18 protein-coding genes are annotated in these 20,432 nt (G+C 74.3%); 13 read left to right on the top strand and 5 right to left on the bottom strand.

All coding sequences use genetic code 11. From position 1 onward, the window contains the following. Positions 1 to 48: 48 nt before the first annotated feature. Complete coding sequence (gene lexA, locus GA0070603_RS12120; RefSeq protein WP_091311919.1) at positions 49 to 831, bottom strand: transcriptional repressor LexA; 783 nt, start codon at positions 829 to 831, stop codon at positions 49 to 51. 544 nt (positions 832 to 1,375) lie between these two features. Between lexA and nrdR the strand changes: the two genes are divergently transcribed. The 3 genes from nrdR to GA0070603_RS12105 all read left to right on the top strand — a co-directional run bounded on the left by nrdR (position 1,376) and on the right by GA0070603_RS12105 (position 5,859). Continuing rightward, positions 1,376 to 1,870: a transcriptional regulator NrdR gene (nrdR, locus tag GA0070603_RS12115; protein WP_091311916.1), complete on the top strand. Its 495-nt coding sequence runs from the start codon at positions 1,376 to 1,378 to the stop codon at positions 1,868 to 1,870. Between the two features lie 34 nt (positions 1,871 to 1,904). After that, positions 1,905 to 4,802, top strand: coding sequence for a vitamin B12-dependent ribonucleotide reductase (locus GA0070603_RS12110; protein WP_091311913.1), 2,898 nt, complete (start codon positions 1,905 to 1,907; stop codon positions 4,800 to 4,802). 112 nt (positions 4,803 to 4,914) lie between these two features. Then, positions 4,915 to 5,859, top strand: coding sequence for a DUF2332 domain-containing protein (locus GA0070603_RS12105; RefSeq protein WP_091311902.1), 945 nt, complete (start codon positions 4,915 to 4,917; stop codon positions 5,857 to 5,859). A gap of 74 nt (positions 5,860 to 5,933) precedes the next feature. Here the strand turns inward: GA0070603_RS12105 and GA0070603_RS12100 are convergent, their stop codons facing one another. The 3 genes from GA0070603_RS12100 to GA0070603_RS12090 form a co-directional block, all read right to left on the bottom strand. Beyond that, complete coding sequence (locus GA0070603_RS12100) at positions 5,934 to 7,157, bottom strand: RNA polymerase sigma factor (RefSeq protein ID WP_425270503.1); 1,224 nt, start codon at positions 7,155 to 7,157, stop codon at positions 5,934 to 5,936. 32 nt (positions 7,158 to 7,189) lie between these two features. Then, the gene (locus tag GA0070603_RS12095) at positions 7,190 to 7,531 is read right to left on the bottom strand and encodes a YciI family protein (protein WP_091311900.1); all 342 of its coding nucleotides are present in this window, start codon (positions 7,529 to 7,531) and stop codon (positions 7,190 to 7,192) included. A gap of 95 nt (positions 7,532 to 7,626) precedes the next feature. Next, positions 7,627 to 8,883: an MFS transporter gene (locus GA0070603_RS12090; RefSeq protein ID WP_208862869.1), complete on the bottom strand. Its 1,257-nt coding sequence runs from the start codon at positions 8,881 to 8,883 to the stop codon at positions 7,627 to 7,629. A 165-nt stretch (positions 8,884 to 9,048) separates the two neighbouring features. Between GA0070603_RS12090 and GA0070603_RS12085 the strand changes: the two genes are divergently transcribed. The 7 genes from GA0070603_RS12085 (at position 9,049) to GA0070603_RS12055 (ending at position 14,965) form a co-directional block, all read left to right on the top strand. Further along, complete coding sequence (locus GA0070603_RS12085) at positions 9,049 to 10,491, top strand: alpha/beta fold hydrolase (protein ID WP_091311898.1); 1,443 nt, start codon at positions 9,049 to 9,051, stop codon at positions 10,489 to 10,491. Between the two features lie 11 nt (positions 10,492 to 10,502). Continuing rightward, positions 10,503 to 11,144 (top strand): class I SAM-dependent DNA methyltransferase, encoded by a 642-nt coding sequence (locus GA0070603_RS12080; RefSeq protein ID WP_091311896.1) that lies wholly within the window; start codon positions 10,503 to 10,505, stop codon positions 11,142 to 11,144. Then, positions 11,141 to 12,118, top strand: a complete 978-nt coding sequence (locus tag GA0070603_RS12075) for an asparaginase (protein ID WP_091311893.1) — start codon at positions 11,141 to 11,143, stop codon at positions 12,116 to 12,118. The genes GA0070603_RS12080 and GA0070603_RS12075 overlap by 4 nt, the downstream gene beginning before the upstream one ends. A 36-nt stretch (positions 12,119 to 12,154) precedes the next feature. Further along, complete coding sequence (locus GA0070603_RS12070) at positions 12,155 to 12,397, top strand: DUF5522 domain-containing protein (protein ID WP_091311886.1); 243 nt, start codon at positions 12,155 to 12,157, stop codon at positions 12,395 to 12,397. 65 nt (positions 12,398 to 12,462) lie between these two features. After that, positions 12,463 to 13,032 (top strand): sigma-70 family RNA polymerase sigma factor, encoded by a 570-nt coding sequence (locus GA0070603_RS12065; protein ID WP_244282504.1) that lies wholly within the window; start codon positions 12,463 to 12,465, stop codon positions 13,030 to 13,032. After that, positions 13,025 to 14,287, top strand: coding sequence for a WD40/YVTN/BNR-like repeat-containing protein (locus GA0070603_RS12060; RefSeq protein WP_091311883.1), 1,263 nt, complete (start codon positions 13,025 to 13,027; stop codon positions 14,285 to 14,287). Before GA0070603_RS12065 ends, GA0070603_RS12060 begins: the two co-directional genes overlap by 8 nt. Positions 14,288 to 14,416: 129 nt before the next feature. Continuing rightward, a complete protein-coding gene (locus GA0070603_RS12055; protein WP_091311880.1) occupies positions 14,417 to 14,965 on the top strand; it encodes a hypothetical protein in 549 nt (182 codons plus the stop codon). Positions 14,966 to 14,981: 16 nt separating this feature from the next. Here the strand turns inward: GA0070603_RS12055 and GA0070603_RS12050 are convergent, their stop codons facing one another. Further along, a complete protein-coding gene (locus tag GA0070603_RS12050) occupies positions 14,982 to 15,668 on the bottom strand; it encodes an iron-dependent transcriptional repressor DtxR (RefSeq protein WP_091311877.1) in 687 nt (228 codons plus the stop codon). A gap of 98 nt (positions 15,669 to 15,766) precedes the next feature. On the opposite strand from GA0070603_RS12050, the gene GA0070603_RS12045 reads away from it, so the two are divergent. Genes GA0070603_RS12045 through GA0070603_RS12035 form a run of 3 tightly spaced genes read left to right on the top strand, consistent with a single transcriptional unit; the run spans position 15,767 to position 20,413 of the window. Next, positions 15,767 to 16,624, top strand: coding sequence for a sulfurtransferase (locus tag GA0070603_RS12045; protein ID WP_091311873.1), 858 nt, complete (start codon positions 15,767 to 15,769; stop codon positions 16,622 to 16,624). 48 nt (positions 16,625 to 16,672) lie between these two features. After that, positions 16,673 to 17,854, top strand: coding sequence for an acetoin utilization protein AcuC (locus GA0070603_RS12040; RefSeq protein WP_091311870.1), 1,182 nt, complete (start codon positions 16,673 to 16,675; stop codon positions 17,852 to 17,854). 3 nt (positions 17,855 to 17,857) lie between these two features. Further along, the gene (locus tag GA0070603_RS12035) at positions 17,858 to 20,413 is read left to right on the top strand and encodes a bifunctional acetate--CoA ligase family protein/GNAT family N-acetyltransferase (RefSeq protein WP_091311867.1); all 2,556 of its coding nucleotides are present in this window, start codon (positions 17,858 to 17,860) and stop codon (positions 20,411 to 20,413) included. Positions 20,414 to 20,432 lie beyond the last annotated feature (19 nt).

Below are 20,432 nucleotides of genomic sequence, written 5' to 3'. Positions count from 1 at the left end.
CGCAGGAAAAAGGGGGGTGACCGCCGGTCACCCCCCTTTTCTGTGGTCTCAGATGCGGCGCAGCACGGCGACCACGCGACCCATGATGGTGGCGTCGTCGCCCGGGATCGGGTCGAAGGCCGGGTTCTGCGGCATCAGCCAGACGTGCCCGTCGCGCCGCCGGTAGGTCTTCACGGTCGCCTCGCCGTCGAGCATGGCCGCCACGATGTCGCCGACCTCGGCGGTCGGCTGCTGCCGGACCACCACCCAGTCGCCGTCGCAGATCGCCGCGTCGAGCATCGAGTCGCCCTTGACCTGGAGCATGAAGACCTCGCCCTCACCGACCAGCTCGCGGGGGAGGGGGAAGATGTCCTCCACCGCCTGCTCGGCGAGGATCGGGCCACCGGCGGCGATCCGACCCAGCATCGGCACGTACGCCGGGGCGGGGCGCTGGGCGCGCGCCGCCTCGTCGTCGATGTCGCCGGGGGCCCGGACGTCCACGGCGCGCGGCCGGTTCGGGTCGCGGCGCAGGAAGCCCTTCTTCTCCAGCTCCTTGAGCTGGTAGGCGACGCTGGACGGGGAGACCAGGCCGACCGCCTCGCCGATCTCGCGCACGCTCGGCGGGTAGCCGTGGCGCTCCACCCAGGTGCGGATGAACTCCAGGATCCGGCGCTGCCGGGCCGTGAGGTCGACGGTCGTCGGGTCGGGGAAGCTGCTGACCACCGGGGTGACCGGACGCACGGCGGGCTGGGCCGCCCGGCTGCGTGCGGTGCGGGGTCGACGGGTCGCCGGCGGACCCGCCCCGTCGATCGGCTGCGGGTTCTTCTGCCGGCTGGCCCGGTCCTCGGTCACGTCCGTCCCTCCCTGGTCGGCGCTGGGTGCCTCGTCGGCTCGTGGTGCGTGCTCAGGTGGTGCTCCCGACCGGCCCGCGGCGATCAGCCGCGCCCGGTCGTTGTTGACCGTATAGGTGAGATCGGCCATTTTCAAACATCTGTACGACCTGTTGTCGGCGTGTCGCCCCGAAATCCTGGATTTCCGAACGCCTGTTCTGATAAATGGTACGTCGCTCTCGAACGCATGTTCCATCCCGGCGGCCCGTGACCCCGGCGGCGCCCGGCCGTTGGGCTCCTCGGTACGGCGGGACGAGACGGCACGGGCACGTGATTCTGGCGACTCGCCGGACACGCCGCTCAACTTGACCTCGCTAGTGCGACGACATACGGTCGACCCCTAGATGTTGTGGTTACACGGGCGTAAGTTGCCTACAGGTTGGGTCCGGTTACCGACCGCACTCCCGCACCGCCGACCCGGCGGCGGCCATCGAGAGATGGTGCCGCCGCGGTGACGTGTGCCCGGAGGCGGGCGGTGGGCCGCGGTCGATGAAGGAGGTCAGGCGATGCGGTGTCCGTACTGCCGGCACGCCGACTCCCGGGTGGTCGACTCGCGGGAGGCCGACGACGGCCAGCTCATCCGGCGGCGGCGGTCCTGCCCCGAGTGCGGCAAGCGGTTCACCACCGTCGAGGAGGCGGTGCTCGCGGTGGTCAAGCGCAGCGGGGTGACCGAGCCGTTCAGCCGCACCAAGATCATCGGCGGGGTGCGCAAGGCGTGCCAGGGACGGCCGGTCGACGACGACTCCATCGCGCTGCTCGCGCAGAAGGTGGAGGAGACCGTCCGGGCCAAGGGGGCCGCCGAGATCCCCAGCAACGAGGTCGGGCTGGCCATCCTCGGGCCGCTGCGCGACCTCGACGAGGTGGCGTACCTGCGGTTCGCCAGCGTCTACCGCTCCTTCGACTCGCTCGCCGACTTCGAGCGCGAGATCGAGACGCTGCGGGCCGCCGCGCGGGCGCGGGAGGGTGCCGGGGCCGTCGAGGCCGCCGGCGCGACCAGTTGAGTTTCACGGATTTCTGACAGTTTGACGACGCGCGGTGGGTGACCGCGCTGACGAGGGGGGCGAGGGCGTGACGACCAGCAAGTCACGGAACAAGGCCGGGACAGGGCTGAAGATCGAGCGCGTCTGGACGACCGAGGGGGTGCATCCCTACGACGAGGTCACCTGGGAGCGCCGCGACGTCGTGATGACGAACTGGCGGGACGGTTCGATCAACTTCGAGCAGCGCGGGGTGGAGTTCCCCGAGTCCTGGTCGGTCAACGCGGCCAACATCGTGACCACCAAGTACTTCCGGGGAGCGGTGGGGACCCCGGAGCGGGAGTGGTCGCTCAAGCAGCTGATCGACCGGGTGGTCGGCACCTACCGCACCGCCGGTGAGGAGTACGGCTACTTCGCCACCCCGGCCGACGCCGAGGTGTTCGCGCACGAGCTGACCTGGATGCTGCTGCACCAGGTGTTCAGCTTCAACTCGCCGGTCTGGTTCAACGTCGGCACGCCGTCGCCGCAGCAGGTCAGCGCCTGCTTCATCCTGTCCGTCGACGACTCGATGGACTCCATCCTGGACTGGTACAAGGAGGAGGGGCTGATCTTCAAGGGCGGCTCCGGCTCCGGCGTCAACCTGTCCCGGATCCGCTCCTCCCGGGAGCTGCTGTCCTCCGGTGGCAACGCCTCCGGCCCGGTCAGCTTCATGCGCGGCGCGGACGCCTCCGCCGGCACCATCAAGTCCGGCGGCGCCACCCGGCGGGCGGCCAAGATGGTCATCCTCGACGTGGACCACCCGGACATCCAGGAGTTCGTGGTCACCAAGGCGCGCGAGGAGGACAAGATCCGCGCGCTGCGGGACGCCGGCTTCGACATGGACCTGGGCGGCGCCGACATCGTCAGCGTGCAGTACCAGAACGCCAACAACTCGGTCCGGGTCTCCGACGAGTTCATGACCGCTGTGGAGAACGGCGGCGGCTTCGACCTGCGCGGCCGGCTCGACGGCCAGGTCATCGAGACGATCGACGCCAAGAACCTGTTCCGCAGCATCTCCCAGGCGGCCTGGGAGTGCGCCGACCCCGGCCTCCAGTACGACGACACCATCAACGACTGGCACACCTGCCCGGAGACCGGGCGGATCACCGCGTCGAACCCGTGCTCGGAGTACCTGCACCTGGACAACTCCTCGTGCAACCTGGCCTCGCTGAACCTCATGAAGTTCCTGCGCGCCGACGGCGGCTTCGAGGTGGAGAAGTTCGTCAAGTCGGTCGAGTTCGTCATCACCGCGATGGACATCTCGATCTGCTTCGCCGACTTCCCGACCGAGAAGATCGGTGAGACCAGCCGCGCCTACCGGCAGCTCGGCATCGGCTACGCCAACCTCGGCGCGCTGCTGATGGCCTCCGGCCTGCCGTACGACTCGGAGCAGGGCCGGGAGGTCGCCGCGGCGATCACCTCGCTGATGACCGGCACCGCCTACCGCCGCTCCGCCGAGCTGGCCGGCGTCGTCGGCCCGTACGACGGCTACGCCCGCAACGCGGAGCCGCACAAGCGGGTCATGCGCAAGCACGCCGCCGCCAACGACGCCATCAAGCCGACCGGCACCGTGGCCACCGCCGTCCAGCGCGAGGCCACCAGGCAGTGGACGCTCGGCAACAAGATCGGTGACAAGAACGGCTGGCGCAACTCGCAGGCCAGCGTCCTCGCGCCGACCGGCACCATCGGCTTCATGATGGACTGCGACACGACCGGTGTGGAGCCGGACCTGGCGCTGGTCAAGTTCAAGAAGCTGGTCGGCGGCGGCTCGATGCAGATCGTCAACCAGACCGTGCCGCGCGCCCTGCGCAGCCTCGGCTACCCCGAGGAGCAGGTCGAGGCGATCGTCGAGCACATCGCCGACCACGGCCACGTGGTGGACGCCCCGGGCCTCAAGCCGGAGCACTACCCGGTCTTCGACTGCGCCATGGGCGAGCGGTCGATCGCCCCGATGGGCCACGTGCGGATGATGGCGGCGATCCAGCCGTTCGTCTCCGGCGCCATCTCCAAGACGGTCAACATGCCCGAGCAGGCCACCGTCGAGGACGTCGAGAAGATCTACTTCGAGGGCTGGAAGCTCGGCCTCAAGGCGCTGGCGATCTACCGGGACAACTGCAAGGTCGGCCAGCCGCTCTCGGTCGCCAAGAACAACAAGACCGCCGCCGAGACCCAGGCCCCGGCCGCCGAGGTCGAGAAGGTCGTGGAGAAGGTCGTGGAATACCGGCCGGTGCGCAAGCGCCTGCCGAAGAAGCGCCCGTCGCAGACCATCTCGTTCTCGGTCGGCGGCGCGGAGGGCTACCTCACCGCCTCGTCGTACCCGGACGACGGCCTCGGCGAGGTCTTCCTCAAGATGTCGAAGCAGGGCTCGACCCTGGCCGGCGTGATGGACGCCTTCTCGGTGGCCATCTCCATCGGTCTCCAGTACGGCGTCCCGCTGGAGACGTACGTCAGCAAGTTCACCAACATGCGCTTCGAGCCGGCCGGCATGACCGACGACCCGGACGTGCGCATGGCGGCCTCGGTGATGGACTACATCTTCCGTCGCCTGGCCCTGGACTTCCTGCCGTACGAGCGCCGCGCCGAGCTGGGCATCTTCACCGCGAAGGAGCGGGCCGCCCAGCTCGCGGCCGAGGCGGAGGCGGAGGCGAGCGGTGCGGACCTCACCGCGATGGCCGCCTCCGCCCCGGTCGAGGCGCCCGAGCCGAAGACCGGCCCGGTGGCCCAGCCGGCGCAGGAGATGGCCGACGTGGCCGCCGTGAAGCCGGCGCCGTCGGTGGGCTCCAGCACCGAACTGCTGGAGGCCGTGATCGGCAAGGCCGCGGACGCGCCGCTCTGCTTCACCTGCGGCACGAAGATGCGGCCCGCCGGCAGCTGCTACGTCTGCGAGGGCTGCGGCTCCACCAGCGGCTGCAGCTGACGCACGACCGCTCGCGAGCGCGGCAGGGAACTCCCTGCCGCGCTCGCGGCTTTTCCCGGGCGGGACGAAGCTCACGTCGCGCGCGACCGCGTCCGGCTGGGAGGCTCGGGCCATGACCACCGCCGACCGCTACGCCACCTTCGCCGCCCGGGAGGCGCGCGGGGTGTCGCCCGCGTATGAGCGGCTGTCGGAGGCGGTGTCCCGCGACGACGAGCTGCTGGCCCGGATCGACACCCTGCCGCCGGCCAAGCGCCAGCCGAACCTGCTCTTCGCCGTGGTCCGGCTGCTCGGCGGGCCCGTCACCGATCCGGTCGCCTTCCGGGGGTACGCGCTGGCGAACTGGCCGGCCGTCGAGGCGGAGCTGCGCGTCCGGGCCACGCAGACGAACGAGTCGGGCCGGTGTGCCGTACTCCTGCCGGTGCTGGCGGCGCTGCCCGGGCCGCTCGCCCTGCTGGAGGTCGGCGCCTCGGCGGGCCTGAACCTCTACCCCGACCGGTACGCCTACCGCTACGGCGACCACCCGCTCGGCACCGGTGAACCGGTCCTCGACTGCGCGATCAGTGGGACCGCGCCGCCGGCCCGCCGGCCCGAGGTGGTGTGGCGGGCCGGCCTGGACCTCAACCCGCTCGACGTGACCGACCCGGCCGACGTGGCGTGGCTGGACGCGCTCATCTGGCCGGAGCACGGGCACCGCCGCGAGCGGTTGCGGGCCGCGGCTGCCGTCGCCGCGGCCGACCCGCCGCTGCTGGTCCGGGGCGACCTCGTGGACGACCTGCCGGCGCTGGCCGCGCGGGCGCCCGGGGACGCGACCCTGGTGGTGTTCCACACCTCGGTGCTGTACCAGGTGCCGCCGCCCAGGCGGGAGGCGTTCGCCGAGGTGGTACGCGGGCTGCCCGGGCACTGGATCGCCAACGAGGACCCCGACGTGCTGCGCTACCCCGCGCTGCCCGAGCAGCCGCCCGGTGGTTTTCACAACGTGCTGGCGCTGGACGGGCAACCGCTGGCCTGGACCCGCGGCCACGGCCAGGCGGTCACCTGGTTCGGCAGCGCCAACTGAATCTTGGACACCTGCCGTTCGTGGTGAACGGTTGGTGGCCAAGATTCACCGAGGCGAGCCGGCGAGGGGGAGAGTCACGGTGACGGTGGGGTGACCTCGGTGAGGCGGGACGTCAGGAAGGCGCGTTCGGCCTCGTTGTCGACCAGGTCCAGCGCCGCCCGGTAGGCGTCGGCCGCCTCGGCAGGCCGGTCGAGGCGGCGGAGCAGGTCGGCGCGGATGGCCGGCAGGTAGTGGTAACCGACCAGGTGCGGGTCGGCGGCCAGGGCGTCGACCTCCGCCAGGGCCGCCGCCGGGCCGTCCACCATCGACACCGCCACCGCCCGGTTCAGCGCCACCACCGGGGACGGCCAGCGTTTCAGCAGCTCGTCGTAGAGGCGTACGACCTGGGGCCAGTCGGTGGCGGCGTAGCTGGGGGCGACCGCGTGCAGCGAGGCGATGGCGGCCTGGAGGGCGTACCGGCCGACCCGGCCGGTGCGGAACGCGCCGAGGACCAGGCTGTTGCCCTCGGCGATGGCGGCCCGGTCCCAGCGGGACCGGTCCTGCTCCTCCAGCACCAGCAGCCGCCCGTCGGCGTCGGTGCGGGTGGCCCGGCGGGCGTCGGTGAGCAGCAGCAGGGCCAGCAGCCCGCGTACCTCCGGCTCGTCGGGCATCAGGGCGAGCAGCATCCGGGTCAGGTGCACCGCCCGGTCGACCAGGTCGGCGCGGACCAGGCCGGCTCCGGTCGGGGCGGTGTGCCCGGTCGTGAAGAGCAGGTGGATCACGGTGAGTACGGCGTCGAGCCGTTCGGGCAGCTCGGCGGCGTCCGGCACCCGGTACGGGATCCGGGCGGCGGCGATCTTCTTCTTGGCCCGGGTGACGCGGGCCGCCATTGTCGTCTCGGTGACCAGGAAGGCCCGGGCGATGTCGCCGGTGGCCACCCCGCAGACCAGGCGCAGGGTCAGCGCCACCTGGGCCTCGCGGGCCAGCGCCGGGTGGCAGCAGGTGAAGACCAGCCGCAGCCGGTCGTCGGGGACCGCGGCCCCGTCGGGCTCCTCCGTCATCTCGGCCTCCGCCGGCTCGACGAGCAGGGGCATCTTCGACCGGAACACTTTCTCCCGGCGCAGCACGTCGAGCGCCTTGCGCTTCGCCGTGGCGGTGAGCCAGGCGCCCGGCTTGTCGGGGACGCCGTCCCGCGCCCAGGCCGCCAGCGCGGCCAGGTACGCGTCCTGCACGCACTCCTCCGCCACGTCGAGGTCGCCGGCGACGCGCGCCGTCGCGGCGAGCACGAAGGCCCACTCGCGACGGTGCGCGTCCGCCACGGCGCGCTCGGCGGCGACCGTGGCCGCGTCGCTCACTCGGCCGGCGGCTGGAAGAGCGGCCGGACCTCGACGCCGCCGTCGATGGTGGCCGGGTTCAGCTTGGCGATCTTCAGGGCCACGTCCAGGTCGGGCGCCTCCAGGATGAAGAACCCCGCGACGACCTCCTTGGCCTCGATGAACGGGCCGTCGGTGACCACGTCCCCGCGGATCGCCGTGGCCGTGGTGCTCGGCTGGAGCGCGAACCCCGTGAGGATCTGGCCGCCCAGCTCGGCGACCTGGGACCCGTACCGCTCCAGCAGGGCCACGTAGTCGGGGGTCAGGTCCATCGGGTCGGCCGGCGCGGGCGAGTAGATGAGGACTGCGTACTGGGCCATCGGTCTCTCCTTGAGGTTGTCGTTTCCCTCTTCCGTCTCACCGACGGACGGGCGCGGCCGGATTCGACAGCGGCCCAAAAAGATCTTGCCTCTTTTCAGGTCGTCGCGAAGTCCCGCATCCGGCGCAACGGAGAGAAGACCACGAACAGCGCCGCGCTCCACATGCCGAGCACGCAGACCAGCAGCGCCGGGCGCAGCCCGAGCCGGGTGCCGAGGGCGCCGCCGACCAGCGCGCCGAGCGGGATGGCGCCGTAGCAGATCCACAGGAAGGCCGCGTTGACCCGGCCGAGCAGCCGGGCCGGGGTGACCCGCTGCCGGTAGGACATGGCCGCCACGTTGAACAGCACCGCGTTGGCCGCGAACGCGGCGGTGCCGACCGCGTAGAGCAGGGCGCCCCAGCCAGGCCGGGCGAGCGGCATCAGCAGGTAGAGCGGGCCGGGCACGGCCATCGACACCCAGATGGTCCGGGCGCCGCCGAGCAGCGCGGTGACCCGCCCGGCCAGCACCCCGGCCAGCAGCCCGCCGACCGAACCCAGGCTGAACAGGAGGCCGATGGTGGCCGGGCTGGCGTGCAGCACGCGCAGCAGGTAGGGCACCTCGATGGACCGGGTGGCCATGACGAAGAAGTTCGAGGTGGCGGTGCAGGCGAGCACCAGGGCGAGGATCCGCTGCCGGCGGATGAAGCCGAGCCCCTCGGTGAGCGCGGCCCGGACCGGCACCCGACCGCCGGCGCGGGGCGCCGGGCGGTGCCGCATCAGCAGCAGCGTGACCGCGCTGGCCAGGAAACTGGCGGCGTCGGCCACGAAGGTGCGGGCCGCGCCGAGCAGGCCGACGAGCACGCCGCCGGCGCTCGGCCCGGCCAGGGCGGCCAGGTTCTCGCTCACCTCCAGCCGCGCGTTCGCCGAGGTCAGGCCGTCCGCCGGGACGAGGGCGGGCAGCAGGCTCCGGTACGCCACGGTGAACGCCACGGTCAGCACGCCGGAGAGCCCGACCACCGCGTACAGGAAGGGCAGCGTGAGGTGGCCGGCCAGGGCGACCACCGGCACCGACAGCAGCAACGCCGCGCGCCCCAGGTCGCACGCGATCATCAGCCGCCGCTTGTCGACCCGGTCGGCCAGCATCCCGGCCGGGAGCGAGAACAAGAGGTACGGCAGCCAGGCCAGGAACGTCAGCAGCGAGACCTGGAAGACGGTGGCGTCGAGCACGCCCGCGGCGAGCAGCGGCACCGCCACCCCGGAGATCCGGGTGCCCACCTCGCTGACCGTCTGGCCGCTCCACAGCAGCAGGAAGTCCCGGCTGCGCCACAGCGAGGTGCGGGTTCCGGTCGTGGGGGGCGTCAGTTGCTGGGTCACGCTGAGGGCCTGTCCGTCGGGGTCACGGGGTCGCGACCCGGCACGGTATCCCGCCGGCCCGTCGTCCGGCGCGACATTTCTCCCCGAGCACCACCTGTGGTCGCGGGACCACGCAGCGCGCTCGTGCTGGCTAGGGTGGACGGTCCGGGACGAGGGGAGACGACCATGCGGATGCGGCTTCTTCTCGCGCCGGCCCTGCCGGCCGTCTGGGGAGTGGTGGCGGGCTGGTGGACCCCGCGCGGGCCGGGCACGGTCGGCACCACGCTCGCCTCGATCCTGGTCAGCCTCGCCGTCGGGCTGCTGGCCGGCTGGTCGAGCCGCTCCCGCTGGGCGATGCTGGCCGCGCCGGTGCTCTTCGCGCTCGCCGTCGAACTGGTCCGGCTCCGCCTGCGCGGGCCGACCGTCGACCGGCCGCACCTCACGGGCCTCGGCGTGGCGGCCCTGCTGGCGGGGCGGGGCGTGCACGGCCTGTTCACAGTGCTGCCGCTCCTCGTGGGCGCCGCCTACGGGGCCGGGCTGGCGCGCCGGCTCGACGGCACGGCGCCCCGCCGGCCACTGGCACGGTGGTCGGGGCGTGCCGGTGTCGGCCTGCTCGCGGCCCTGCTCGCCCTGGTCACGGCCGGCGCGGCGGTGCCGGGCCGCACCGACCCGATCCCCGGTGGCATCGCCCGCTTCGACACCGTGGCGTCCGCCGGGCGCGACCTGGGACTGCTGATCCGGGGCACGGACCGGAACGCCCCAGTCCTGCTGGTGGTGCCCGGCCCGCCCGGCGGCTCGGAGGTCGGCTCCGTCCGCCGGCACCTGGCCGCCCTGGAACGGCAGTTCGTGGTGGCCGTCTGGGACCGGTCGGGTGGCCCGCGCTCGTGGTCGGGGTTCCGCTCCGCGGCGGACTGGGACCTCCAGGACGAGGTCGAGGACCTGCTGGCGGTCACCCGGCACCTGCGGCAGCGGCTCGGCCGCGACCGGATCCACCTGCTCGCCCACTCCGGCGGCACCGTTCCCGGCCTGCTCGCCGTGCAGCGTCACCCGGAGCTGTTCGCCGGCTACATCGGGGTCGGGCAGGTGGTGAGCCTGCGCGAGGCGGACCGCAGCCAGTACGCCGACACCCTGGCCTGGGCCCGCCGGACCGGCCGCGACGACCTCGCCGAGCGGATGGCGGCCCAGGGCCCGCCGCCCTACCGCGACATCTGGGCCTACGAGCCGTTGCTGACCAACGAGGCCGGCGCGTTCGCGTTCGACCGCACCGGGGCGAGCGAGGACGAGACCGGGGCGGTCGGCAACCTGGGCGTGCCGGAATACAGCCCGCTGGAGAAGGTGCACCTGTTCGGCTTCCTCGACGGCTGGGACGTGCTCTATCCCCGGATGCAGGAGGTGGACTTCCGCCGGGACGTCCGTGAGCTGCGGGTGCCGGTGTGGTTCGTGGACGGCGCCCACGAGGTGCCCGGCCGGCTGCGCCTCTTCGACGAGTGGTACGCCCAGCTCCAGGCCCCGCGCAAGGACCACCTGGTCATCCCCGGCGCGGGTCACCGGTCGCTGTTCGAGCGGCCGGAGGCGTTCGTGGCCTACCTGGGCCGGGTGCGGACGGACGCGGGGCCGGCCGGCGACTAGGGTCGACCTTCATGATCGAACCGAGCTGGCTCACCGAGACGCGCGCCGCCTACGACACGGTCGCCGTGGACTACGCACGGCTGATCCCCGACGTGCTGGAGGGCCCGCTCGACCGCGGGATGCTTGCCGCGTTCGCCGAGCTGGTGGGGCCCGGGCGGCCGGTGCTGGAGGCGGGCTGCGGGACCGGCCGGATCACCGCCCACCTGCGCGGTCTCGGCCTCGACATCTCCGGGGTCGACCTCTCCCCGGGCATGCTCGACGTGGCCCGCCGGGACCATCCGGAGCTGCGCTTCGAGGTCGGCTCGATGACCGCGCTGGACCTCCCCGACGAGGCGCTGGCCGGCCTCGTCGCCTGGTACTCGATCATCCACCTGCCGCCGGACCTGCTGCCCCAGGTGTTCACCGAGTTCCACCGGGTGCTCGCCCCGGGCGGTCACCTGCTCATCGCGGTCAAGGCCGGCGACCAGCGGATCCGGCTGGAGCAGGCGTACGGGCACACCGTCTCGTACGACGTGTACTGGCTGCCGCCGGACCGGCTGGCCGAGCAACTCACGGCGGCCGGCCTGGCCGTGCACGCCACGCTGGTCCGCGAGGCGGAGGAACTCGACCGGGGACCGCAGGCGTTCCTGCTCGCCCGGAAGGCCGACCGGTGACCGTCGCGCTCTTCACGCTGGGCGGCACGATCGCCATGGCGGGCACGGGTTCCGGGGGAGTGGTCAGCCGGCTCACCGGCGCCGACCTCACCGCCGCCGTACCCGGGCTCGCCGGCATCCCGCTCGACGTGCGGGACGTCGAGGCGGTGCCCAGCGCCGCCCTGGCGTACCGGCAGATCCTGGATCTGGTGGACGCGGCCGGCGCGGCGGTCGCCGACGGGGCGGCCGGCGTGGTGGTCACCCAGGGCACCGACACCCTGGAGGAGACCGCGTTCCTGGCCGACCTGGTCTGGCCGCACCCGGAGCCGCTGGTGTTCACGGGCGCCATGCGCAACCCCACCCTGGCCGGCCCGGACGGCCCGGCCAACCTGCTCGCGGCGGCCCGGGTCGCCGCCGCGCCGGTCGCGCGGGACCTCGGCGTGCTGGTGGCGTTCAACGACGAGATCCACGCCGCCCGCTTCGTCCGCAAGACCCACAGCACCAGCACGGCGACCTTCGCCTCGCCGAACGCCGGCCCGCTCGGGCACGTCATCGAGGGCGCGGTACGCCTGCTCACCCGCCCGCCTCGGCACGCGCCGCTGCCGCCGGTCGACTCCGACCGGCTCGCCGCCACCCGGGTGGCCCTGCACACCGTCACCCTCGACGACGACCCGGCGCTGCTCGACGCGCTCGCCCCGGGCCTGGACGGGCTCGTGGTGGCCGGCTTCGGGGTGGGGCACGTGCCGCCCGACTTCGCCCCGGCACTGGGCGCGCTGGCCGCGCGGATGCCCGTGGTGCTCGCCTCGCGTGCGGGGGCGGGTTCGGTGCTGCGCGACACCTACGGTGCGGTCGGCTCGGAGACCGACCTGCGGCGGCGCGGGCTGGTCTGCGGTGGGCTGCTCGACCCGTACAAGGCGAAGGTGCTGCTCCGGATGTTGCTGGCCGGCGGAGCGGAACGGGCGGCGGTCGACGCGGCCTTCGCCCGGCACGGCTGAACCGGCGCACTTCAGCGGGCTCCGTAGACTCGCCGGGTGACCGGAGAGCGACGACCCCTCGCCGGCCGGCCGTTGAGCGAGCCGCACCCGTCGCGGCTGCCGCCCGACCACCCCGACCGGGAGCGGATCCTGGCCGCGCACGCCGCCGCCCTGGCCGCCGGCGAGGCCGGCTACCTCGACCCGGCCACCGGGCTCTTCGTGCTCAGCGCCGGTTTCCTGGCCCGCCGCGGCACGTGCTGCGGGCGCGGCTGCCGGCACTGTCCCTACGTGGACGAATAGGCCCACGCTCGGCAGGATGTCACCGCCCTGCCCGCCCAACAGTCGTATGCAGTGAGGTGATCGACTTGGGAGGGGACGATGTGGACCTGCAGGAGCAGATCAGGCAGGTGTACGCCGCCTCGGCGGCTCGCCTGGTGGCCCAGATGTACGCGATGACAGGCGACTACGCCGAGGCGCAGGACGTGGTGCAGGAGGCGTTCGTCCGGGCGCTGTCCCGGCCGGCCCTGTTCCGGGAGGTGACCAACCCGGAGGCATGGCTGCGGACGGTGTCGTTGAACGTCGCGCGTTCCCGGCACCGTCGCCGGGTGCTGCTGCACGGGTTGGTGCGCTCGGGCCGGCTCGCCCCGGCACCGTCCAGCGCTCCGGCGCTCAGCGCCGACCATGTGGCACTGGTGGCCGCGCTCCAGCGGCTGCCCCGCGAGGCCCGGGAGACGGTCGTGCTCCACCACCTGGCGGATCTGCCGGTCAGCGAGGTGGCGCTGGCCATGGGGTGCTCGGTGGAGGCGGTCAAGACCCGACTGGTGCGGGCCCGCCGCGCGCTCGGCGAGCACCTCGGTGACGACGACCGACCGCCGCCGTTGCGCGCGTCCACGCGGACCACAACCCGGACCGAGCAGGAGGTGCGTCATGCCTGAGCTGGACTTCACCGGGCTGAAGGACGCCGCGTACCACGGCTTCAAGCCCCAGTTCGAGAAGGTCGTTGCCGTCGCCCGGCGGCGCCGCCGCCGTCGGCGCGTGCTGACCGTCGCGACCGCGGCCATGGTGCTCGCCGGTTCGGGTGTCGCCGTGGCGGCCCGCCCGGACGCTCCGACGCCGCCGTCGGTGGGGGTCGGTGCGGTCCGCACCCCGGACTTCATCCCGATCCCCGGCGGCACACCCAGCCCGGGTACGGATCAAGGGGTGGCGACCGGGCGGCCCGTCGCCGGGGACCTGGACCACATCTACCTGCGGTGGAGCGAGTGCGGCGGGTGCGGGATCCGCTGGGCGGGCACGGAGGACGGCGGTCGGCACTGGCGCACCGGTGACCTGCCGGCGTTCGTCAACGGCGCGCTGGACCTGCGGGCGGCCGGACCACGCACCGTGGTCGCCCGGTACATTCCCCGGTCCGCCCCCGACAACCGCTTCGCGGAGTGGATCGCCACCACGGACGGCGGCAGCAACTGGCGGAAGGTCCAGCCGCGGACGGCGGAGGCGCTGCCGGCGGGCTGGCCTGTTGTCAGCCTGCTCAGGGGCCCGACCGACGAGCCGCTCGTCGCGGTCGACCCGGCCACCGGAGACGTCGTGCAGCTCAACCGGCGGTCGACACTGCACAACGCCGTGCTGGTGGAGAGCGTGCCGGCCGAAGCGGGTCTGTGGGTCAGCGGGTTCACCGGCGAGCACATCGCCACCGACGGCCGGATCACCGGGACCGGCGGCGCCGTGGAGGTGAGCCGCGACGGTGGGCGCACCTGGTCCCGGCACGAGTTCCCCGACGACCTCACCGCCTCCGACGACGTCGGTGGCCCCGCCGTCGCCACCCGGGACGGGCGCACGGTCTACGCGATCGGTCGGGTGCGCGGCAGCCTCGTCGTGTGGCGCAGCGCGGACGGCGGCACCACCTGGAACCGGACCGCCGGCACGGCCGCCGTCGGCGACCGCACCATCCGTGCGGCACTGCGGCCGGACGGGGTGCTGGTGGTCCAGGCCGGCATCTCCGCCCGGGAGGATCCGTTGATGCTCGCCAGTTCCGACGGCGGTGCGACATGGCACCGCACCGCGCTGGGGCCGGGGGCCGATCCGCGCCCGGTGCCCGGGGGCTTCGTGCAGACGGGCTGGCCGGACAGCAAGGGTGTCTGGTTCTCCACGGACGGCGTGACCTGGAGCTGGATGGACCCACCCCAGCTGCCCTGATCGGATCCGGTGCTCCCGGCGGCCCGCCCGCCGGGAGCACCCGGGTACTTTCGCCCCCGCCGGGTGCCCCGTACGGTGTTCGACGGAGTTCCGGCGGGAGCACTCGCCGACGATCGCGGAGGTCTTCCCGTGCGCGCCCGTACCTGGCTGGCCGCTTCGGCCGTACTGCTGACCGCCGGTTGCGCCAGGGAGGTCCCGCCGGTGGCGGCGCCGGCGGCGGCACCGAGGGCGGTCGAGGTCTCCGCGGCCTCGTCGGGCGGGGCGTGCCGGCTGCTCGACTTCGCGGTGATCGCCAAGCACACCGGCGGCAGATTCGACGTGGCCGCCGCCATGGACAAGGGCGACACCCACACCTGCGTGGTCCGCGCCGAGCAGGCCGTGCTGCCGGAGTTGACCCTCACGGTGACCGACACGTCGATCGACACGTCGACATTCACCCTGGACGTGCTGCCCCGGGGCGCGAAGAAGGTCACCAAGCTCGGGAAGATCGCCTACCGGCACACGCTGCCGAAGACGGCGAAGGTCGGCCCGACGGCCGAGGTGGGCTGGCTGGCCAGCGAGGGGCGGCTGGCCACGCTGCGCTGGACCAGCCCGCGCGGCACGGCCACGGCCGAGGCCGACAAGGTGGCCGGGAAGCTGGTCACCCTTGCCAAGGTGATCGACACCCGGCAGCTCTGAGCGCCGGGCGGGCGGGTCAGCGGGCCGCGACGAAGACCCGGGAGGCCACCTCGCGGGGCAGCCGCACCCGGTCACCGGAGCGGTCGATGGAGACGCCGTCGCGCTCCTGGGCCACGGTGACCGTGGCACCCGGGTCGACGCCCGCCGCGTGCAACTGCCGGAGCACGTCCGCGTCGGTCTGCACGCTCTCGCAGATCCGCCGCACGACGACCGGCCCGGACAGGCCCGGGAAGGCCAGGTTGCGCTCGCCCTCGGCGGTCTCGGCCTCGCGCAGGCCCGGGTCGCCCAGCTCCTCCAGGCCCGGGATCGGGTTGCCGTAGGGCGAGCGGGTCGGGCGGTTGAGCAGGTCGTAGACCCGCTTCTCGACCGCGTCGCTCATCACGTGCTCCCACCGGCAGGCCTCCTCGTGGGCCTCCTCGTAGGGCATCCCGATCACGTTGACCAGCAGCAGCTCGGCCAGCCGGTGCTTGCGCATGACCGAAACCGCCGTGCCGCGGCCCAGCTCGGTGAGCGTGAGGTGCCGGTCGCCCTCGACGGTGAGCAGGCCGTCGCGCTCCATCCGGGCGACGGTCTGGCTGACGGTGGGACCGCTCTGCTTCAGCCGCTCGGCGATGCGGGCACGCAGCGGCGGCACCCCCTCCTCTTCCAGCTCGAGGATGGTGCGCAGGTACATCTCGGTCGTGTCGACCAGGTCATGCTTCACGTCAGCGGCCCTCCGGCGTCCGATGCTACCCCGGACCCCCGACGATCAACGGCCGCCGAACCGGGAGGTCGCTGCCCGGATGGTGTTGACTGGACCGCATGTCCGGAACCGAAGACCTCCTGGTCGAGCCCGACCGGCTCGCCGCCGAGCTCGACCGCGCCGACCCGCCCACCCTGCTCGACGTCCGCTGGCGGCTCGCCGGGCCGCCCGGCCGGGAGGACTACCGGGCCGGTCACCTGCCCGGCGCGGTCTTCGTCGACCTGGACACCGAACTCTGTGGCCGGCCGGGCGCCGCCGGCCGGCACCCGCTGCCCGACCCCGCCGCGCTCCAGGCCGCGCTGCGGGCCGCCGGCGTCCGCGCCGGGCACCCCGTGGTGGTGTACGACGGCGGCGACGGCATGTCGGCCGCCCGCGCCTGGTGGACCCTGCGCTGGGCCGGCCACCGGTCGGTCCGGGTGCTGCACGGCGGTTTCCCGGCCTGGGTCGCGGCGGGTGGACCGGTCTCGACCGACGCGCCGGCGCCCCCGCCCGGCGACGTCACGGTCACCCCCGGCGAGCTGCCGGTGCTGGACGCGGGGGAGGCCGCCCGGCTGGCCGCCGCCGACACCGGGGTGCTGCTCGACGTACGGGCCGCGCCCCGCTACCGGGGCGAGACCGAGCCGATCGACCCGGTCGCCGGGCACGTCCCGGGCGCGGTCAACCTGCCCGCACCCGGGTACGTCACCGAGGGGCGCTTCCCCGCCGCCGAGGCGCTGCGCGAGCGGTTCGCCGCCGCCGGGGTGGCCGAGGGCGCGCCGGTCGGCGCGTACTGCGGCTCGGGGGTGACCGCCGCCCAGGCGGTCCTGGCGCTGCACCTGGCCGGCCGCCCGGACGCCGCCCTGTACGTCGGGTCGTGGAGCAACTGGGTGGCCGACCCGGACCGTCCGGTGGCCACCGGGGAGACATCCGGCCGCTGAGGCGCGCGTGCCGTGGGCCGGCCCCGACCCCCGTGCGACGATGGCCCCATGGCCGACGACACGGTGGTGGTGTGGGACGACGCCCTGCTCGGGTACGACATGGGCGACCATCCCCTCGACCCGGTGCGGGTCGAGTTGACCATGGCGCTCGCCCGCGAGCTGGGGGTGCTGGACCGGCCCGGGGTCCGGCTGGTGAAGCCGGCGCCGGCCGACGACGCGCTGCTGACCCGGGTGCACGACCCGCGCTACCTGGACGCCGTGCGGGCCGCGCCCCGGGATCCGCTGTTCGCCGGCTTCGGCCTGGGCACCTCCGACAACCCGGTCTTCGAGGGCATGCACGAGTCGAGCGCGCTGATCGCCGGGGCGAGTGTGGCCGCGGCCGAGGCGGTCTGGCGGGGGGAGGCGCTGCGGGCGGTCAACGTGGCCGGTGGGCTGCACCACGCCATGCCGGCCCGGGCCGCCGGCTTCTGCGTCTACAACGACCCGGCGGTGGCCATCGCCCGCCTGCTCGACCTGGGCGCGGAGCGGATCGCGTACGTGGACGTGGACGTGCACCACGGCGACGGCGTGCAGGAGATCTTCTACCGGGACCCGCGGGTGCTCACGGTCAGCCTGCACGAGACGCCGCTGGCGCTGTTCCCCGGCACCGGGTTCCCCGACGAGACCGGCGGCCCGGGCGCGGAGGGCTCCGCCGTCAACGTGCCGCTGCCGCCCGGGGTCGGCGACGCGGGCTGGCAGCGGGCGTTCCACGCGATCGTGCCGTCGGTGCTGCGGGCGTTCCGGCCGCAGGTGCTGGTCACCCAGTGCGGGGCGGACGGGCACCGGCTCGACCCCCTGGCCGACCTGCACCTCTCCGTCGACGGTCAGCGGGCCACCTATGTGGCGTTGCGCGCGCTCGCCGACGAGCTGTGCGACGGCCGCTGGGTGGCCACCGGCGGCGGCGGGTACGCCCTGGTCGAGGTGGTGCCCCGGGCCTGGACGCACCTGCTCGCGGTGGCCACCGGGGAGCCGCTGGACCCGGCCACGCTCACCCCGCCGGGCTGGCGTGACCTGGCGGCGCGGCGGCGACCCGGGCACGACGTGCCGCTGCGGATGACCGACGACGTCGACCCGTCGTACCAGCCGTGGCAGCCGAGCGGCGAGCCGACCGCGGTGGACCGGGCGGTCGCGGCGACCCGCAAGGCGGTCTTCCCGCTGCTCGGGCTCGACCCGCACGACCCGCGCGACTGACCGGTGACCACTCTCGAGCAACCGGTGGACGTGCTGCTCAGCGACGGCACGACCGTCCAGCTGCGGCAGATCCGCCCGGACGACGCCGCCGCGATCGTGGCGATGCACTCGCGTTTCTCCGAGCGCACCCGCTACCTGCGCTACTTCTCGCCGTACCCGCGCATCCCGGAGCGGGACCTGCAGCGGTTCGTCAACGTCGACCACCGCGACCGGGAGGCGTTCGTGGTGCTGGCCGGCGACCGGATCGTCGCCGTCGGCCGGTACGAGCGGCTCGGCCCCGCCTCGCCCGAGGCCGAGGTGGCCTTCGTGGTGGAGGACGCGTACCAGGGCCGGGGCATCGGCTCGGTGCTGCTGGAGCACCTGGCCGACGCCGCCCGGCGCTACGGCATCGTGCACTTCGTCGCCGAGGTGCTCCCGGCCAACGGGACGATGCTGCGGGTCTTCTCCGACTTCGGCTACCAGGTCCAGCGCCAGTATGCCGACGGCGTGGTGCACCTGAACTTCCCGATCGCCCCCACCGAGGCCACCCTGGAGGTGCAGCGCGGCCGGGAGCACCGCACCGAGGCCCGCTCGATCGCCCGGCTGCTCGCCCCGCGCGGCATCGCCGTCTACGGCGCCAGCACCACCGGCCAGGGGGTCGGCGCGGCCCTGCTCGGGCACCTGCGCGACGGCGGGTTCACCGGCGCGATCGTCCCCGTGCACCCGACCGCGGCCACCGTGGCGGGGCTGCCCGCGTACCCGTCGGCGGCCGACGCCGGCGCGGACATCGACCTGGCCGTGGTGGCCGTCGCCCCCGACGCGGTGACCGACGTGGTGGCCGACGCCGCGAAGGCCGGCGCGCACGGGCTCGTGGTGATCTCCGCCGGGTTCGCCGAGTCCGGCCCGGCGGGGGCGGCCGCGCAGCGCGCCCTGGTCCGCGCCGCCCACCTGGCCGGCATGCGGGTGGTCGGCCCGAACTGCCTGGGCGTGGCCAACACCGACCCGGCGGTACGCCTCAACGCCACCCTCGCCCCCGTGCTGCCCGCCCCCGGCCGGGTCGGCGTGTTCAGCCAGTCCGGCGCGTTCGGGGTGGCCCTGCTCGCCGAGGCGTCCCGCCGGGGCCTCGGCCTGTCCAGCTTCGTCTCGGCCGGCAACCGGGCCGACGTCTCCGGCAACGACCTGCTCCAGTACTGGCAGGACGATCCCGGCACCGACGTCATCACGCTCTACCTGGAGACGTTCGGCAACCCGCGCAAGTTCGCCCGGCTGGCCCGGAGGATCGGCCGGAGCAAGCCGGTGGTGGCGCTCGCCTCGCTGGCCCGCCCGCCGGGGGTCGGCGACGCACCGGCCCTGGACGCCGCCGCGGTCAGCGCGCTCTTCGCCCAGTCCGGGGTGATCCGGGTGGACACGGTCGCGGAACTGCTCGACGTCGGCGTGCTGCTGGCCCACCAGCCGCTGCCGGCGGGCCGCCGGGTCGCCGTGGTGGGCAACTCCTCGGCGCTGACCGGGCTGGCCGCCACGGCCTGCGCCGCCCAGGGCCTCACCGTGGCCGACGGCTGGCCGCACGACGTCGGCCCCCGGGCCACCGCCGCCGAGTACGCCGCCGCGCTCGCCGCGTCCGCCGCCGACGAGCGGGTGGACGCCGTGGTGGCGGTCTTCGCGCCGCCGCTGCCGGGCCAGCTCACCGACCCCGAGGGCGACTTCACGGCCGCGCTGCCCGACGCGCGGACCACCGGGAAGCCGGTGGTGGCCACCTTCCTCGCCGGCCGGGTGCCCGCCGGGGTGCCCGCGTACCCGAGCGTGGAGGAGGCGGTCCGGGCCCTGGCCCGGGTCACCACGTACGCCGACTGGCTGCGCCGCCCGCCCGGCGTGCTGCCCGAGCTGGACCGGGTCGACCGGTCGGCCGGGCAGGCCGCGCTGCGACCCGACGGGGCCGAGACGGCGGCGCTGCTGCGCGCGTACGGGATCGACGTGGTGGAGTCGGCGCCCGCGCACTCGGCCGAGGAGGCGGTGGCGGCGGCCGGGCGGCTCGGCTGGCCGGTCGCGCTCAAGGCGGCCGCCCCCGGGCTGCGGCACCGCCTCGACCTGGGCGCGGTCCGGCTCGACCTGGCCGACGCCGCCGCGCTGCGCCGCGCGTACGCCGAGATGGCCCCGGTCTTCGGCGCGGACGTGCTGGTCCAGCCGATGGTCCCGCCGGGGGTGGCCTGCGTGGTGGAGCTGGTGGAGGACCCGGCGTTCGGGCCGGTGGTCGGCTTCGGCCTGGGTGGCGTGGCCACCGAGCTGCTCGGCGACCGGGCCTGGCGGGCCGTGCCGCTTACCGACCGGGACGCCGCCGAACTTGTCGACGAGCCGCGGGCCGCGCCGCTGCTGCGCGGGCACCGGGGCGCCGCGCCGGTGGACCGGGCCGCCCTGGTCGACCTGCTGCTGCGGGTCGGGCGGCTCGCCGACGAGCAGCCCCGGGTGCGGTCGCTCACCCTGAATCCGGTGCTGGCCCGGCCGGACGGCATCTCGGTGCTGCACGCCACGGTCCGCACCGGCACCGAGGCTGCCCGCCCGGACACGGGCCCGCGCCGCCTGTGAGGCCCGGGCCCCCGCTGCA

The sequence above is a fragment of the Micromonospora chersina genome (assembly GCF_900091475.1).
GTDB classification, from domain to species: Bacteria; Actinomycetota; Actinomycetes; order Mycobacteriales; family Micromonosporaceae; genus Micromonospora; species Micromonospora chersina.
The sequence above is the reverse complement of the archived record's forward strand: the minus strand, read 5'-3'. Positions and strand labels throughout refer to the sequence as shown.

What these genes read in the sequence shown, in the direction of transcription:
- nrdR (WP_091311916.1), top strand. Translation starts at nt 1,376, where the DNA reads ATGCGGTGTCCGTACTGCCGGCACGCCGACTCCCGGGTGGTCGACTCG.
- GA0070603_RS12105 (WP_091311902.1), top strand. Translation starts at nt 4,915, where the DNA reads ATGACCACCGCCGACCGCTACGCCACCTTCGCCGCCCGGGAGGCGCGC.
- GA0070603_RS12095 (WP_091311900.1), bottom strand. Translation starts at nt 7,531, where the DNA reads ATGGCCCAGTACGCAGTCCTCATCTACTCGCCCGCGCCGGCCGACCCG.
- GA0070603_RS12085 (WP_091311898.1), top strand. Translation starts at nt 9,049, where the DNA reads ATGCGGATGCGGCTTCTTCTCGCGCCGGCCCTGCCGGCCGTCTGGGGA.
- GA0070603_RS12080 (WP_091311896.1), top strand. Translation starts at nt 10,503, where the DNA reads ATGATCGAACCGAGCTGGCTCACCGAGACGCGCGCCGCCTACGACACG.
- GA0070603_RS12060 (WP_091311883.1), top strand. Translation starts at nt 13,025, where the DNA reads ATGCCTGAGCTGGACTTCACCGGGCTGAAGGACGCCGCGTACCACGGC.
- GA0070603_RS12045 (WP_091311873.1), top strand. Translation starts at nt 15,767, where the DNA reads ATGTCCGGAACCGAAGACCTCCTGGTCGAGCCCGACCGGCTCGCCGCC.
- GA0070603_RS12040 (WP_091311870.1), top strand. Translation starts at nt 16,673, where the DNA reads ATGGCCGACGACACGGTGGTGGTGTGGGACGACGCCCTGCTCGGGTAC.